This window comes from Caulobacter sp. FV1ye6ST (assembly GCF_058681225.1).
The window spans coordinates 620,660-634,912 of record NZ_CM178733.1; the positions used below are offsets into that span (position 1 = coordinate 620,660).

At 67.1% G+C, this 14,253-nt stretch carries 15 protein-coding genes and 1 pseudogene; 4 read left to right on the forward strand and 12 right to left on the reverse strand.

Going from position 1 to position 14,253, the window contains the following annotated elements:
* Window positions 1–117 precede the first annotated feature (117 nt).
* The 4 genes from ACW175_RS02975 to ACW175_RS02990 all read left to right on the forward strand — a co-directional run bounded on the left by ACW175_RS02975 (window position 118) and on the right by ACW175_RS02990 (window position 3,591).
* Complete coding sequence (locus tag ACW175_RS02975; RefSeq protein ID WP_492103177.1) at window positions 118–1,683, forward strand: cytochrome ubiquinol oxidase subunit I; 1,566 nt, start codon at window positions 118–120, stop codon at window positions 1,681–1,683.
* 13 nt (window positions 1,684–1,696) lie between these two features.
* Complete coding sequence (cydB, locus tag ACW175_RS02980; RefSeq protein WP_492103178.1) at window positions 1,697–2,848, forward strand: cytochrome d ubiquinol oxidase subunit II; 1,152 nt, start codon at window positions 1,697–1,699, stop codon at window positions 2,846–2,848.
* Between the two features lie 14 nt (window positions 2,849–2,862).
* The gene (cydX, locus tag ACW175_RS02985; RefSeq protein WP_492103179.1) at window positions 2,863–2,985 is read left to right on the forward strand and encodes a cytochrome bd-I oxidase subunit CydX; all 123 of its coding nucleotides are present in this window, start codon (window positions 2,863–2,865) and stop codon (window positions 2,983–2,985) included.
* A 153-nt stretch (window positions 2,986–3,138) separates the two neighbouring features.
* Window positions 3,139–3,591: a chemotaxis protein CheW gene (locus ACW175_RS02990; RefSeq protein WP_099575770.1), complete on the forward strand. Its 453-nt coding sequence runs from the start codon at window positions 3,139–3,141 to the stop codon at window positions 3,589–3,591.
* 133 nt (window positions 3,592–3,724) lie between these two features.
* Here ACW175_RS02990 and ACW175_RS02995 read toward each other — a convergent pair whose 3' ends face one another.
* The 12 genes and pseudogenes from ACW175_RS02995 to tet form a co-directional block, all read right to left on the reverse strand.
* Window positions 3,725–4,204, reverse strand: coding sequence for an ASCH/PUA domain-containing protein (locus ACW175_RS02995; RefSeq protein ID WP_492103180.1), 480 nt, complete (start codon window positions 4,202–4,204; stop codon window positions 3,725–3,727).
* Between the two features lie 112 nt (window positions 4,205–4,316).
* Window positions 4,317–5,018 (reverse strand): ribosome biogenesis GTP-binding protein YihA/YsxC, encoded by a 702-nt coding sequence (yihA, locus tag ACW175_RS03000; protein ID WP_492103181.1) that lies wholly within the window; start codon window positions 5,016–5,018, stop codon window positions 4,317–4,319.
* Window positions 5,018–6,874, reverse strand: coding sequence for a membrane protein insertase YidC (gene yidC / locus ACW175_RS03005; RefSeq protein WP_492103182.1), 1,857 nt, complete (start codon window positions 6,872–6,874; stop codon window positions 5,018–5,020). The genes yihA and yidC overlap by 1 nt, the downstream gene beginning before the upstream one ends.
* Window positions 6,875–6,881: 7 nt before the next feature.
* Window positions 6,882–7,358 (reverse strand): ribonuclease P protein component, encoded by a 477-nt coding sequence (gene rnpA / locus ACW175_RS03010; RefSeq protein WP_492103183.1) that lies wholly within the window; start codon window positions 7,356–7,358, stop codon window positions 6,882–6,884.
* A 93-nt stretch (window positions 7,359–7,451) separates the two neighbouring features.
* Window positions 7,452–7,586, reverse strand: coding sequence for a 50S ribosomal protein L34 (rpmH, locus tag ACW175_RS03015; protein ID WP_012284717.1), 135 nt, complete (start codon window positions 7,584–7,586; stop codon window positions 7,452–7,454).
* A gap of 124 nt (window positions 7,587–7,710) precedes the next feature.
* On the reverse strand, window positions 7,711–8,688 hold the full coding sequence (locus ACW175_RS03020; protein WP_492103184.1) for an NADPH:quinone oxidoreductase family protein: 978 nt from the start codon (window positions 8,686–8,688) through the stop codon (window positions 7,711–7,713).
* Window positions 8,688–9,743: pseudogene (locus ACW175_RS03025) on the reverse strand (alpha/beta hydrolase); the annotation flags it as partial. The pseudogene ACW175_RS03025 and the gene ACW175_RS03020, both read right to left, overlap by 1 nt.
* A gap of 32 nt (window positions 9,744–9,775) precedes the next feature.
* Entirely contained in the window at window positions 9,776–10,411 is a 636-nt protein-coding gene (locus ACW175_RS03030; RefSeq protein WP_492103185.1) for a TetR/AcrR family transcriptional regulator, read from the reverse strand.
* 305 nt (window positions 10,412–10,716) lie between these two features.
* Window positions 10,717–10,968: a DUF2164 domain-containing protein gene (locus ACW175_RS03035; protein WP_492103186.1), complete on the reverse strand. Its 252-nt coding sequence runs from the start codon at window positions 10,966–10,968 to the stop codon at window positions 10,717–10,719.
* Between the two features lie 135 nt (window positions 10,969–11,103).
* A complete protein-coding gene (locus tag ACW175_RS03040) occupies window positions 11,104–12,501 on the reverse strand; it encodes a flavin-containing monooxygenase (RefSeq protein WP_492103187.1) in 1,398 nt (465 codons plus the stop codon).
* A 74-nt stretch (window positions 12,502–12,575) separates the two neighbouring features.
* Window positions 12,576–12,902, reverse strand: a complete 327-nt coding sequence (locus ACW175_RS03045; RefSeq protein WP_492103188.1) for a hypothetical protein — start codon at window positions 12,900–12,902, stop codon at window positions 12,576–12,578.
* 60 nt (window positions 12,903–12,962) lie between these two features.
* A complete protein-coding gene (gene tet, locus ACW175_RS03050; RefSeq protein WP_492103189.1) occupies window positions 12,963–14,180 on the reverse strand; it encodes a Tet(A)/Tet(B)/Tet(C) family tetracycline efflux MFS transporter in 1,218 nt (405 codons plus the stop codon).
* Window positions 14,181–14,253 lie beyond the last annotated feature (73 nt).

Consider the following 14,253-nt stretch of genomic DNA (forward strand, 5'->3'; position numbering starts at 1 on the left):
AGTGTAGGCTGCTTTCATTCGCAAGCCTTGATCCTAATCAAGGACCGGGCGGTCGCGACGGTCTAGGGAAAAGCCCTCGATCGGCGTGATCATCGGCCGTTCGTCTGGGAGCTTTTCATGGACCCCGCCGTCATCGATCTCTCGCGCCTTCAGTTCGCGTTGACCGCCTTATACCACTTCCTGTTCGTACCGCTCACCCTGGGGCTCAGCTTCATGCTGGTCATCATGGAGAGCATCTATGTGATGACCAAGCGGCCCATCTGGCGGACCACCACCCGCTTCTGGGGGACGCTGTTCGGCATCAATTTCGTGCTCGGCGTCGCCACCGGCATCACCATGGAATTCCAGTTCGGCATGAACTGGTCCTACTACTCGCACTATGTCGGCGACATCTTCGGCGCCCCGCTGGCGATCGAAGGGCTGATGGCCTTCTTCCTGGAAGCCACCTTCGTCGGGCTGATGTTCTTCGGCTGGGACAAGCTCAGCCGCGTCGGCCACCTGTTCGTGACCTTCATGGTCGCCCTGGGCACCAACCTGTCGGCCCTGTGGATCCTGGTCGCCAACGGCTGGATGCAGAACCCGATGGGCGCGGCCTTCAACCCCGACACCATGCGCATGGAGGTTTCCAGCTTCCGCGACGTGCTGTTCAACCCGGTGGCCCAGGCCAAGTTCGTGCACACGGTCAGCGCCGGCTATGTGATCGCCTCGGTGTTCGTGCTGGGCGTCTCGGCCTGGTACCTGCTGAAGGGCAAGCACATCGGGGTCGCCAAGCGGTCGATGACCGTCGCCGCCGCCTTTGGTCTCGCCGCCTCGCTGTCGGTCGTCGTGCTGGGCGATGAGAGCGGCTACGCCCTGACCGACAACCAGAAAATGAAGCTCGCGGCTCTTGAGGCCATGTGGGAGACCGAGCCCGCCCCGGCCGGCCTGACCGCCTTTGGCATCCCGGACCTGAAGGAGCGCAAGACCCACTATGAGATCAGGATCCCCTACGTCCTGGGCCTGATCGCCACCCGCAGCTTCGACACGCCGGTGGAGGGCATCTTCCAGCTGGTCGCCAAGGCGCAGGACCGCATCGAGAGCGGCGTGATCGCCTATGGCGCGGTCGAGGCCCTGAAGGTCAATCCGCGGGACATGACCGCCCGCGCCGCGTTCGAGGCGCACCGTCGCGACCTGGGTTACGCCCTGCTGCTGAAGCGCTATGTCGCCGACCCGCGCCAGGCCAGTCCGGACCTGATCGCCAAGACGGCCTGGGACACGGTGCCGCCGGTGCCGGTGATGTTCTGGGCGTTCCGCATCATGGCCGGGATCGGCTTCCTGATGATCGCCATGTTCACCACCGCCTTCGTGCTGGTCACCCTGCGCAAGCACGACACCAAGTGGTTCCTGATGATCGCCGTGGCGGCCATCCCACTGCCGTGGATCTCGACCGAGTTGGGCTGGGTGCTGGCCGAGGTCGGCCGGCAGCCCTGGGCGGTGGACGGCGTGCTGCCCACCTTCCTGGGCGCCTCCAGCCTTTCCGTGCCGCAGCTGCTGACCAGCATCGCGGCGTTCACCCTTCTGTACGGCTCGCTGGCAGTGGTCGAGATCGGCCTGATCCTGCGCGCCATCAAGAAAGGCCCGTTCGCTCAGCACGACCCCGTCCCCGACGGCGAGTTCGCTGAATCCGAACCGGCCGTGGCTTAAGGAGGATCACCTGATGGAACTCCCAATCGACTACGCCACCCTTCGTGTCCTCTGGTGGGCCCTGGTCGGGATACTCCTGATCGGCTTCGCCTTGACCGACGGCTTCGACATGGGCGTCGGCGCGCTGCTGCCCTTCGTCGCCAAGACCGACAAGGAACGCCGGATGGTCATCAACACCGTCGGCGCGACCTGGGAAGGCAACCAGGTGTGGTTCATCCTGGGCGGCGGCGCGATCTTCGCCGCCTGGCCATTCGTCTACGCCATCAGCTTCTCGGGCTTCTATCTCGCTATGTTCGTGGTCCTGGCGGCGATGATCATGCGGCCCGTCAGCTTCAAGTACCGCTCCAAGCGGCCGCATCCCAAGTGGCGGTCGTTCTGGGACTGGGGCCTGTTCGTCGGCGGTTTCGTGCCGGTTCTGGTGTTCGGCGTGGCCATGGGCAACGTCCTGCAAGGCGCGCCCTTCCGCCTGGATACCGACCTGCGGGCCTTCTATGAGGGCGCCTTCATCGGCCTGTTCTCGCCCTTCGCCCTGCTGTGCGGCCTGTTATCGGTGTCGATGCTCGTTCTGCACGGCGCGGCCTGGCTGACCGTCAAGGCCGAGGAAGGCCCGGTCACCGAGCGCGCCCGTCGCATCGGCGAGATCGCGGGCCTGGCCAGCATCGTGCTGTTCGCGGCCGGCGGCTTCTGGGTAGCCTTCGGCGGCCTGGGCTTCCGGATCGAGGGTCTGGCCGACGCGGCCGGTCCGTCCAACCCGCTGCGCGGCGCCGCCGCCGTGCGTGCTCCGGGCGCCTGGCTGGACAACTATGGCCGCCATGGCTGGATGATCATCGCGCCGGTCCTGGGCTTCGTGGGCGCGGCCCTGGCGCTCGTGGGGATGCGGTTCAACAAGGCCTGGGCGGCGTTCGGCGGCTCGTCGGCCTCGACGGTCGGGATCATCGCGACGGTGGGTCTGTCGATGTTCCCGTTCATCCTGCCCAGCAGTTACGACCCGCGCTCCAGCCTGACGGTGTGGAACGCCTCATCCAGCCACATGACCCTGTTCATCATGCTGATCGTCACGGTGATCTTCCTGCCCCTGGTCCTGCTCTACACGACCTGGGTCTACAAGGTTCTGTGGGGCCGCAGCACCACGGCCGCCCTGGCCACCAACCCCGACCTGTACTGAGGAGCTAGAAAGTCATGTGGTACTTCACCTGGATCCTCGGCCTGGGCCTGGCCGTCGCCTTCGGCGTGCTCAACGGCGTCTGGTACGAGTTCAACCTGTCGGACGACGGCGACGAGGGGCTGTCGGAAGAACTCTAAGACTCAGTTTGAGGGGGCGCGACAATCCGGCGCGCTCCTTCAAGCTCAGACTTAACGGTTGTTAAAGACGGTTCGGGCTCTTGTGGCAGGGAGCCCGAGAGCGCGTCGAACACGCCGCCCCGGGCCCGCTGAATTAGACCCGGGGACACCGCCATGACCGACACCACCGCGCCCGCTCTGGAACTGATCTCGTTCTGCATCGGCGAGCAGGAATTCTGCATCGACGTGAAGACGGTCCGCGAGATCCGCGGCTGGACCCCGGCCACCCCGATCCCCCACGCTCCGGCCTATATGCGCGGCGTCATCAACCTGCGCGGCGCGATCATGCCGGTCATCGACCTGCGCAACCGCCTGGGCCTGGGCGTCACCATTCCCGAGACCCGCCACGTGATCGTGGTCGTCGAATGCCAGGACCGTCTGGCCGGCATTCTGGTCGACGCCGTGTCTGAAACCTTCACCGTGCCGCGCGACAGCCTGCAGCCGGCCCCGGACGTCGGCGTCGAGGAACTGCGCTACATCCAGGCGATCATCTCGATGGAAAACCGCCTGATCACCTATCTGCGCATGGACGACGTGTTCCCGGCCGTGGTTCGCGAAGCGGCGTGATTTAGATGCTCCCCCGCGTGCGGGGGAGCTGTCGCGGCAGCGACTGAGGGGGCCAACGCGGCACGCGTCCAGCTTGCCCCCTCCGGCCCTCTGGGCCACCTCCCCCGCGCGCGGGGGGAGGAGCTTTCCAATCCTAGCCCTTGCGGACGATCCGCGCCGCCGCGGCATGGAAGCCGGCTTCGGCGGCGGCGAGATCGGCCACGGCGCCGTTGCGGTCGGCCGCGACGCCCATGTTGCTCGCCGCGTAGCTCTCCGAGACCTTGCGGGCCTCCTGGGCGCGCAGGGCGGCGTTGGAGGCGGCGGTCTCATGCCAGGTCGCCAGGCTCTCGGCGGTGACCTCGGCGTCGGCGTCCGGATGCGGCGCCACCTCGCCGAAGCCGATGGCCACGAAACCGTGGATGACGCCGCCATAGTCTTCTTCCGACAGCAGGAAGGTGATCTGACGCTCCTCGGCCTGGCCAGTATAGGCGTCATCTTCCGGATCGAACTCGCGCAGCACCAGGATGTCGCCGACCTTGAACTCACGGTCATTGCGGCGGATCTCGAAGCGCTTCTGGCCCGAGCGCACGGCGGCGAAATATTTGGGCCAGGTCTTGAGTTCGTGGCGGGTCATGGTCGACGGACTTTTCTTACGGAAACAGGAAGGCGGGGGTTCTGGCGACGGAACCCTAGCTTGAGGTTAATGGCGATCGAAAGGCTGTGGACAGGTCCACGGCCTGGTCAACTCACTCGTCGATGCAGAGCCGGACGATCTCGGCCCGCAGCTCCGGCATCCCCAGGCCCTTTTCGGACGAGGTGGCCAGAACGCGCGGGAAGGCGGCGGCGCGCTTGGCGATCGCCTTCAGCGTCTCGGCCACGACCTTGTCGACCTCGTGCGGTTTGATCTTGTCGGCCTTGGTCAGGACGATCTGGTACGAGACCGCCGCCGTATCCAGGGCGTCCAGCGCCTCCAGATCGACCTTCTTCAGGCCGTGGCGGGCGTCGATCAGCACATAGACGCGCTTCAGGTTCGGGCGGCCGCGCAGATAGGCCCGGCCCAGGTCCTGGAACTTGTCGGCGATCGAGCGCGAGACGCGGGCGAAGCCGTAGCCGGGCAGGTCGACCAGGCGCACCTGCTCGGCCAGCAGGAAGAAGTTGATCTCCCGCGTGCGGCCCGGCTCGTTCGAGGCGCGGGCCAGGTACTTCTGCCCCACCAGCCCGTTGATCAGGCTGGACTTGCCGACGTTGGAGCGGCCGGCGAACGCCACTTCCGGCAGGTCGGGCGCGGGCATGGTGTCCATGCGCACCGCGCCCATCATGAACGAGACGGGCTGGGCGAAGAACACCCGCGCCGCCTCGATCTGCTCGTCCGTGAAGTCGGCCGCGCCGGGCAGGACGCTGGGAAGCTCTGGGGCGAGCTCGGGGGGAAGGTTGGGTTCGTCGCTCATCAGGTGGCGTTAGCAGGTTTGCCCTGCAGACGGGCGATGATCTTGTCGATCGGGTTCTCGACCTTGTAGCGGCGCATGATGATGTACTGCTGGATGATGGTCAGGATGTTGCTCCAGCACCAGTAGATCACCAGGCCCACGGCGAACTGCGACAGGGTGAAGGTGAAGACGATCGGGAACAGCTGGAAGATCCGCTGCTGCATCGGGTCGCCCGCCGGCGGGTTCATCGCCGTCGTCAGCCACATGGTGAAGCCGTACAGCAGCGGCCAGACGCCGATGTGCAGGGTGGTCGACAGGAAGGCGCCGATCAGCGGGGCGTGGGCCGGGTCCCAGGGGATCAGGCCGAACAGGTTGAAGATCGTCGTCGGATCGCGCGCCGACAGATCGTGGATCCAGCCGAAGAACGGCGCGTGGCGCATTTCGATGGTGACGGTCAGCACCTTGTACAGTGAGTAGAAGACCGGGATCTGCACCAGCATGGGCAGGCAGCCCATCATGGGGTTGATCTTCTCCTTGGCGTACAGGGCCATCATCTCCTGCTGCTGTTTGGCGGGATCGTCCTTGTGCTTGGCCTTCAGCTTCTCGACCTCGGGGGAGATCTTCTTGATCTTGGCCATGCTCTCATAGCTCTTGTCCGCCATCGGATAGAGGATGAGCTTGAGCAGGACGGTCAGCGCCATGATGGCCAGGCCGAAGTTGCCGACCAGCTTGTAGAAGATCTCCAGGATATTGAAGATCGGGCGCGTGAAGAAGCGGAACATGCCCCAGTCGACGGCGTCGTCGAAGCGCGGGATTTCGGCCTTCGGGTTGTTCCAGAACTCCCAGATCGCCGGGGCGGGCGTCGCGCCGTACTCGTACTTGCGCAGCAGCGGCACGGTCTTGGCGCCGGCGAACAGGCGGGTCTTCTGGGTCAGGGTCGCGCCCGGGTTCAGGGCCTGGGTCGGTCCGACGAAGTTGACGTCATAGATGTCCGTGCCGCCGGCCTGGGTGACGCGGTACTGGGCCTTGATGGTCTGGTCCTGGTTGGGGATCAGGGCCGCCAGCCAGTACTTGTCGGTGATGCCGGCCCAGCCGCCGACCGAGTCGAAGGTCGAGAGCGGCTTGTCCTTCTTCCACTTCTGGTACTTGGCCATTTCCAGCTTCTGGTCCTTGCCGGAGCCCAGCACGCCGATGGCGCCTTCGTGGACGATCTGGGTCTTGCCCAGGTGGTCGGTGATGCCCTGGCGCTGGACGGTGGCGTAGGGGGCCAGCTGGAAGGCGGCGGTCCCGTTGTTCTTGACGCTGTCGGTGACGGTGAACATCGCCTGGTCGTCCACGCCGATCAGGCGCGTGAAGGTCAGGCCCATGCCGTTGTCGTAGGTCAGGGTGACGGGGGAGTTGGGACGCAGCACCTGACCCGGCGCGGCGGTCCAGACGGTGCGGCTGTCGGGCAGGCCCGGCAGGTTGGCGCCCGCCCAGCCGAAATCGGCGAACCAGGCGTGCTCGGCGCCCTCGGGGCGGAACAGCTCGACCGGCGGCGAGCCCTTGTCGGTGGTCTCGGCGTACTTGCGCAGGAACAGGTCGTCGATGCGGCCGCCCTTCAGGGCGATCGAGCCCGACAGGGCCGGGGTGTCGACCACGATGCGCGGGCTCTGAGCCTTGGCGGCGTCGCGCGACAGGCGCAGCGGCGCCGGATTGCCGTTGGCGTCCAGGGTCACGCCCGGCTGCATCGCGGCCTGGACCTGGGCGGCCTTCTTGGCGCGCGCCTCGATCTCGGCGCGCTTCTGCTGCGGACCCAGGATGAAGAACTGGTACCCGATCAGGATCACGAACGCGCTGACGATGAACATCAGCGTGTTTTTGTTGTCGTTCTGCATGGAGCGCTTAACCGGAAACTCTGGGATCGGGTTGTTGGGAAGAGGCGTCTTGAGTCTTGGCGTCTTTTGGCGGTACGCCGGATGGCGGGCGGGGAACCTTGGGTCCTCCGCGATCGTGCTCGGCGGCGAGGCTTATCAGCGCTGTTTTAACGTCGTCAAGCAAACGCCCCCATTCGCGGACGGTCGTGCCGCCGCGCGCGATGAACACATAGTCGTGCGAAGGGCGCGCATGAAGGGGCAGGACCAGCCGGGCGGCCTCTCGGAGGCGGCGCTTGGCGCGGTTGCGATCGACGGCGCCGCCGATCTTCTTGGTGGCGGTGAAGCCGACCCTGACCGTGGGATCCTCGTCGGGACGCTTGCGCATCTGGATGAACACCGCGCCGCGCGACAGGGCCGGGGCCTTGGCCGCCAGCAGGAAGTCGGGGCGCTTGCGCAGTCTCTCAAAGCGAAGAGGGGCGAACTTCAGGGTCTGGGCTTCAGCCATGAAAAAAGCCGCCTTTCCGGCGAGAACCTGAAAACAGGTCTGTGGAAAAGGCGGCTTTGATCATCGTCTAACCTCCCGAGGGAGGAAGAGAAATTAGGCGGTCAGGCGCTTGCGGCCCTTGGCGCGGCGACGCGCGACGATCTTTTGACCGTTCTTGGTGGCCATACGCGCGCGGTAGCCGTGACGGCGGGCACGCACGAGCTTCGACGGCTGGAAGGTGCGCTTCACGACGTGGCTCCGAAATGCAAATACGTTGAACGCGGTGACTAGGTCCCCGCGAGTGAGGGGCGGTGGATAAAAGAACGGGCGAGGGATGTCAACCTGAGTCGGTTCAATCACTTGCCTGGCGGGTTCACGGAACGATCACCGCCTTGCCCACCACCATACGTTCGGCCAGCAGGTCGAAGGCTTCGCGCCAGCGATCCAGCGGCAACTCAGCGTGGACGTGCGGCCTTATGGCGCCCTCGTCGGCCATTTTCCAGATGGCCTCGGCGTTCTGCCGGCCTTTCTCGGGAAACCGCCGGCCATATTCCCCGGCCCGCACGCCCATGACCGAGAAGCCCTTGATCAGCGGCATGTTGACCGAGACGGTCGGGATCCGGCCCGAGGTGAAGCCGATGACCAGCAGCCGGCCGTCGAAGGCGATGCAGCGGACGCTTTCGTCGAACACGTCGCCGCCCACGGGGTCGTAGATGACATCGGCCCCGCGGCCGCCGGTGATCGCCTTGACCTGCTCGCGGAAGCCGCTCGTGACGTTGACGACGGCGTCGGGAGCGTAGAGCGCCCGCACGGCCGCCAGCTTGTCGTCCGAGGCCGAGGCGGCGATCACCCGCGCGCCCAGCGCCTTGGCCAGGTCCACCGCCGCCAGGCCCACCCCGCCGGCCGCGCCGTGGACCAGCACCCACTCGCCGGGCTCCAGCCGCGCGCGGCGGACCAGGGCGACATAGGCGGTGAGATAGGCCGCGCCATAGGCGGCGGCTTCGGCGAAGGACAGTCGCGCGGGCTTGGGCTTGAGGGCCTCCGCCGACAGCACGGCATATTCGGCGAACCCGCCCAGCCGCGCCCCGCCGACCACGGCGTCGCCCGTCTGGAAGCCGGTGACGCCCTCGCCCAGGGCGGCGACCTCGCCGGCGATGTCGAGGCCGGGCGTGAAGGGCAGGGGCGGCTTGAACTGGTACTCGCCCCGGGTCATCAGCAGGTCGGGGAAGTTGACGCTGGCGGCGCGCACGCGGACCAGCACCTCGCCGGGACCAGGGGGGGGTGTCGGAACGTCACGGACGACGCAGCCGGCGAAGTCGGGGGCAAGGTCCTCGACGACGAGGGCGCGCATCACGCCGTCCGCTGATCAAACGCCTGCCGCACCAGCCCCGCGATCTCGCGACACGCGCCGTCCGCCGCCGGGATCGCGCCGGTGAAGGCCGTGAACCCGTGCGCCAGGCTGTCGTAACAACGGTAGAGCACCGGCACGCCGGCCGCCTGCAGGCGCTTGGCGTAGCCCTCGCCCTGGTCGACCAGCGGATCGAAGCCGGCGGTGGCGATCACGGCCGGGGCCAGGCCGGTCAAGTCGGCGGTCTTGTCCGGCGACAGGCGCGGGTCGGCCGGGTCGGCGTCGGCGCTCATATAGTGGCCCATGAACCAGTCCATGGTCGCGCGGGTCAGGGGATAGGCGTCGGCATAGGTGGTCATCGACGGCGTTTCGCTGGCCACGTCGACGGCGGGATAGATCAGGATCTGGAGCGCCGGTTGCGGCTCGCCCTTGCGCTGCATCTCCTGGGCGACGATGGCCGAGAAGTTGCCGCCCATGCTGTCGCCGCCGATGGCGGGCGGAACCGGCGCGGCCCCGAAGCGGCCGGCGTTGTCGCGCGCCCAGCGATAGGCGGCCAGCACGTCCTCAAGTCCGGCTGGGAACTTGTGCTCGGGGGCCAGGCGGTAGTCGACCGAGATCACCGCCGTGCGGGCGATCCGCGCCAGGATCGAGCAGAAGGCGTGGCAGGACTCCAGGTCGCCGATCACTCCGCCGCCCATGTGGGCGTAGACGATCAGCGGCGCGCTGGAGTCCTGGCTGTCCGGCCGATAGGCGCGGGCCGGGATCGGACCGTTGGGGCCCTCGATCGACAGGCTCTCGGTGCGCACGCCGGGTTCCAGCGGCCCTTGCACGGCGGCCAGGCCGCGAGCGCTGCCCGCCACGGCCTCGGCGGGCGACAGCGCCGTCATCGGTGGAAGTTTCTTGGCCGCGTGGGCGAAGAACTGAAAGCGGGGGTCTAGCGTCCGGCCGCCCTTGTAGACGACCCCGCCGCCCGACATGGCCCGCAGGATCGGGCTGGGCAGGGACAGGATCAGCTTCAGGATGGTTTTCTGGGCGGCGTCGGAAGCCATGGTTTCCCCACTCTCTGCGTTCTTGTCGTTGGACTTGGTGTCTACAGTCTTGGCAGGGTCGGCAAGCCGCCCAGGATCAGCTTGACCGCGAAGTCGGCGGCGCCCTCGGTGTCGACGGGCCGCCGCTCCAGCATCTTGTCGCCGATCTCGCGGGCCACGGCGATGCAGGCGGCGGTCAGGTAGTCCAGGTCGACCGGCGGGGCGTGGGTCTGCTCCAGCACCCGGGCGAAGGCTTCCCGGACCTCGTCGAACACGGCGGTCACCTCGGGCGATGGACGCGCGTGCGGGATCTGTTCGCCGGCCGGCCGGTTGATCCGCCAGCTCTCCTGCTCGGTGGCCACGAAGTTGAAATAGGCCAGGATCGCGCCGCGCAGGAAGCCCTCGAAGTCGGTGGCCTTCTCGGACTCGGCGCGCAGGAGGGGCCGGAAGCGCCGCGCGCCGTCGTCGGCCAGGGCGTCGAACACCTCCTCCTTGGACTTGTAGTAGTTGTAGAAGGTGCCCGAGGCCAAACCCGTGCGGCGGATGATGTCGCGCACTGTGGCGGCGTCGTAGCCCAGCTCGCCGAACACCTCGCGCGCGGCGTCCAGGATCGCCTGGCGGTTGGCGGTCTTGGTGCGCTCCCGCTTGCCCGGTCGCTGGTCGACATGAGGCTTGGGGAAGTAGGCGATATTCGACATGGACCGCGACTCAGGAGCGGGACGTTCGTGACGCCCCGTCATGATCACAGCCTTACTCCGCGGCGACACGCAAGACTTTCGCCGCTCGCGGTTGAATTGGTAGCGGGTTTCCTCTTCGCCCAGGCTCGCTTCATGCCCGATCCCGGACGAACTCACGCCCATGACGCGGGCCCTGGGCAGGGCGAAGGCGGCGGAGCCGGCGGCGGCCATCGAGCTTCCTCCCGTCGCGGGTTACCGAGCGACTTATCGCTGTTCAGGAAGGATGCGCGGCTGGCTGGGGGCGTCAATGTTTACGCGGGGGGAAGTTACAGCCCCTTGATCGGCTGCTCGATCTCGTAGACGGCCTCGCTGATCGCCTCCAGCTTCTCGCGATACAGCGTCGAGGCGTCGTGGAGGCCCTGGTTGTAATAGTAGGGCCCCAGCCGCTCGGTGACGAAGTCGAGCAGGAACTCGGCGTCGAAGCCCTTCACCTCCAGGTCCAGCTCGGTCCGCAGATAGTCCGAGAGCCCGCCGATCAGCTTGGCGCGGGTCTCTTTGTCGAAGGTGATCTTGGCCATGGAGACTTTCTTCTCCCTTCCCCCTCGATTGGGGAAGGGCGGGGATGGGGGTGATGCGGCGGTGGCGACACCTCGCCCTTTTCGGAGGCGGTGTCACCCCATCCCAAACCCTTCCCCCATCAAAGGGGGAAGGGCTTAGCTGGCCAGCAACGGCTCCATCCTGATCTCCGCCAGCGCCGGCACCGGCAGCTTGCCGCCCTGGCTGCGCGCCCGCGCCTCGCCCTTGGCGATCTCCTTCTTCAAGTCGGCGCAATAGACGTTGAAGTCGACCTGGATGGTGTGCCGCGCCGAGTCGTAGAACTGGCCGGTGTGGCGCGCCTCGTCCTTGGCGGTGAGGCGGACCATTTCGGCTTCCGACGGCGGCGCGTACTTGCCCGCCAGATACCCCGCCGCCAGCTTCGCCTGCTGCTCGGCGAAGTTCACCAGGGTCGGCAGCGGCTGGGCCAGGCCCATGAAGAACAGGTTCGGGATCCCCGGCTTCATCATCCGCTTGAACAGCGGGAAGCGGTGGTCGGCGCCCGGCAGCAGGGCCGGGTCGTCGAAGAACGGGAAGCTGATCTTGTAGCCGGTGGCGAAGACGATGGCGTCGACCGCCTCGACGGTGTCGTCGGCGAAGCGTACCCGCTTGCCCTCCAGCGCCTTGATCGCCGGCTTGAACTTGATGTCGCCGCAGCCCGCGCGGGTCAGGAACTCGCCGGAGACCGACGGGTGGGCCTCCAGCGGCTCGTGGTCGGGCTTGGGCAGGCCATAGTCTTCCATCTTGCCGATGGTCTTCTTGATCACCGAGCGGGCGAGGGAGAGCCCCAGCTTGCGCGGCATCCAGGCCGGCATGGCGCTCTTATCCGCCGGCTTGCCATTCAGGTACTTGGGGAACACCCAGACCCCGCGCCGGGCCGAGACCCAGAGGTTTTTCGCGATCGGCCGCTGGGAGAGCTCGCTGGCGATGTCCATGGCCGAATTGCCCATGCCGACCACCACGACGTTCTTGCCGCGCATGTCCACGGGATCGAACGGGTCGCTATAGGCGTGGGCGTGGAAGGCGGGGCCGTCGAACTCGCCCGGATATTCGGGCACGCGGGGGTCCCAGTGGTGGCCGTTGCAGACGAACAGGACGTCGTAGAGCCGGGTCTCGCCCGTGGAGAGCGTCACCGACCACAGGCCGTCATCGGTGCGATGGGCGCGCTCGACGCGGGTGTTGAAGGTGATGGTCGGACGCAGGCCGAAGTGGTCGACATAGTCCTTGAAGTACTGGAACAGCTGCGCGTGATGCGGGAAGTCCGGCCAGTCCTTCGGCACGGGGAAGTCCTCGAACGCCAGGCGCCATTTGCTGGTGTCGATATGCAGGCTCTCGTAGCAGGCCGACAGGCCGTTGGGGTTCTTGAAGTACCAGTTGCCGCCGATCTCGTCGGACATCTCGAAGCAGTCGTACGGGACGCCGTGGTCCTTCAGCCGCTTGATCGTGGTGAAGCCGCTGCAGCCCGCGCCGATGACGCACGCCTTCGGGAGTTTCCCCCCAGAAGCTATGAGCGACATTCCACCCTCCTGACTTATCGTTGTTCAGGAGTGTACCGGCGTTATGCGGGGCGGCAAGCGGCCCTTGGGGAAGCTCAGCGGCCGAAGCGCGCCGGCGTGTAGGTGGCCGTGCAGGCCGCGTTGCACTGGGCCCAGCGGCCGGCGCAGCCGTCGTCGTCGCCGGTGGCCTGGCAGAAGTAGAGCGTCTTCGAACAGGTCGCCTTGCACTGCTGGGCGTCGCCGGCGGGTCGGCTCTGGGCCAGGGGGATCGGGGCGGGCAGGACGAAGCTGGGCGCCGCGAGCGGTGCGGAGACGACCGCGATGGGCTTCTTGGCTTTCGGCGGAGCCGGGATCGTCGCCTGGCCAGCCAGGGCCGGGCCGGCCAAGGCGAGGATCAACAGGACCAAGAGGGGGCGGCGCATGAGGCGACCCTAGCGCGCCAGGGTAAAGGCCCGATTAACCATGTTTCTCGGGGGCGGACCTTATCGGCGGGCCGCTGTCGAGGGGCCGCTCAGGAGGATCGGCAGGCACAGTAGGCCGATCGCCGCGCCCGCCGTCCACACCAGGCCCGGAAACCAGCCGCGGCTGGCGAAATAGACCTGGGCGATGACCACTGGGCCGATGACCGAGGCCAGGCTCGCGAGGCTGGCCAGCACGCCTTGCAGGCGGCCCTGCTGGTCCTCGCCGACCTGGGCCGACAGCAGCGACTGGATGGCCGCGTGGCCAATGCCGCCCAGGCAGAAGAACGGCAGCAGCGCGAACGCCATCCAGCCCTTGGTGGCCAGGCCGATCGCGATATAGGCGAAGGCGTCGCAGACGATGGCGATGGCCAGGGTCCTGCGCTCGCCGAACCGCTCGGCGACCGGGCCCGCCACGAAGGCCTGGGCCAGGGCGGTGAAGACGCCAAAGCCCGCCAGCGAGAAGCCGACCGTCCACGGATCCCAGGCGAACTTGTCCTCGCCGTACAGCACCCAGATCGTGCCGCCGACCTCGCCGACGATAGCCAGCAGCACGAAGGCGGCCATCAGCGGCAGCAGGGCGGGAAAGGCCGTCGCCCAGCGCAGCGAGCCGAACGGGTTGAACGCCGCGCGATCGAACGGCTTGGCGCGCGCCTCATCCAGGCTCTTGTGCGACTCCGGCAGGACGAAGACGGCCATCAGGAAGTTGACGCCGTTCAGCGCCGCCGCCGCCAGGAACGGCGCGCGCGTCCAGACCTCGCCGAGGAACCCGCCCATCACCGGACCCAGGATGAAGCCGACCCCGAACATGGCGCTGAACAGGCCAAAGCGGCGGGTGCGCTGCGCCTCGGGCGTTATGTCGGCGATATAGGCCTGGGCCACGGCCATGTTGGCTCCGGTGACCCCGGCGATGGCGCGGCCGACGAACAGCCAGGCCAGCGAGGGCGCGAAGGCCATGAACACATAGTCGATCGCCGCGCCCGCCAGGGAGACCAGCAGCACGGGTCGCCGGCCAAGCTTGTCGCTGAGCGCGCCCAGCACCGGCGCGCACAGGAACTGCATAAGGGCGTAGAGGCCCAGGAAAGCCCCGAACCGCCAGCCGAGATCCCCGGTGTGGCCGACCTCGCGCAGCAGCCTCGGAATGATCGGCATCACCAGGCCGATGCCGACGGCGTCCAGCACCACCGTGCCCAGGATCAGGGGGAAGGCGAGTTTGGCGCGGCGCTCGAGGAGATGGTTCATAAAATTTATCATCGATAAAGTTCCTTATCGGCGATAAAGTCTGGATCGGCCGCGCGGTCAAGATGATTCAGAA

Excerpts from the sequence above, each read along its gene's own strand:
- ACW175_RS02975 (WP_492103177.1), top strand. The coding sequence starts at position 118 with ATGGACCCCGCCGTCATCGATCTCTCGCGCCTTCAGTTCGCGTTGACC.
- cydB (WP_492103178.1), top strand. The coding sequence starts at position 1,697 with ATGGAACTCCCAATCGACTACGCCACCCTTCGTGTCCTCTGGTGGGCC.
- cydX (WP_492103179.1), top strand. The coding sequence starts at position 2,863 with ATGTGGTACTTCACCTGGATCCTCGGCCTGGGCCTGGCCGTCGCCTTC.
- ACW175_RS02990 (WP_099575770.1), top strand. The coding sequence starts at position 3,139 with ATGACCGACACCACCGCGCCCGCTCTGGAACTGATCTCGTTCTGCATC.
- ACW175_RS02995 (WP_492103180.1), bottom strand. The coding sequence starts at position 4,204 with ATGACCCGCCACGAACTCAAGACCTGGCCCAAATATTTCGCCGCCGTG.
- yihA (WP_492103181.1), bottom strand. The coding sequence starts at position 5,018 with ATGAGCGACGAACCCAACCTTCCCCCCGAGCTCGCCCCAGAGCTTCCC.
- yidC (WP_492103182.1), bottom strand. The coding sequence starts at position 6,874 with ATGCAGAACGACAACAAAAACACGCTGATGTTCATCGTCAGCGCGTTC.
- rnpA (WP_492103183.1), bottom strand. The coding sequence starts at position 7,358 with ATGGCTGAAGCCCAGACCCTGAAGTTCGCCCCTCTTCGCTTTGAGAGA.
- ACW175_RS03020 (WP_492103184.1), bottom strand. The coding sequence starts at position 8,688 with ATGCGCGCCCTCGTCGTCGAGGACCTTGCCCCCGACTTCGCCGGCTGC.
- ACW175_RS03030 (WP_492103185.1), bottom strand. The coding sequence starts at position 10,411 with ATGTCGAATATCGCCTACTTCCCCAAGCCTCATGTCGACCAGCGACCG.
- ACW175_RS03035 (WP_492103186.1), bottom strand. The coding sequence starts at position 10,968 with ATGGCCAAGATCACCTTCGACAAAGAGACCCGCGCCAAGCTGATCGGC.
- ACW175_RS03040 (WP_492103187.1), bottom strand. The coding sequence starts at position 12,501 with ATGTCGCTCATAGCTTCTGGGGGGAAACTCCCGAAGGCGTGCGTCATC.
- ACW175_RS03045 (WP_492103188.1), bottom strand. The coding sequence starts at position 12,902 with ATGCGCCGCCCCCTCTTGGTCCTGTTGATCCTCGCCTTGGCCGGCCCG.
- tet (WP_492103189.1), bottom strand. The coding sequence starts at position 14,180 with ATGAACCATCTCCTCGAGCGCCGCGCCAAACTCGCCTTCCCCCTGATC.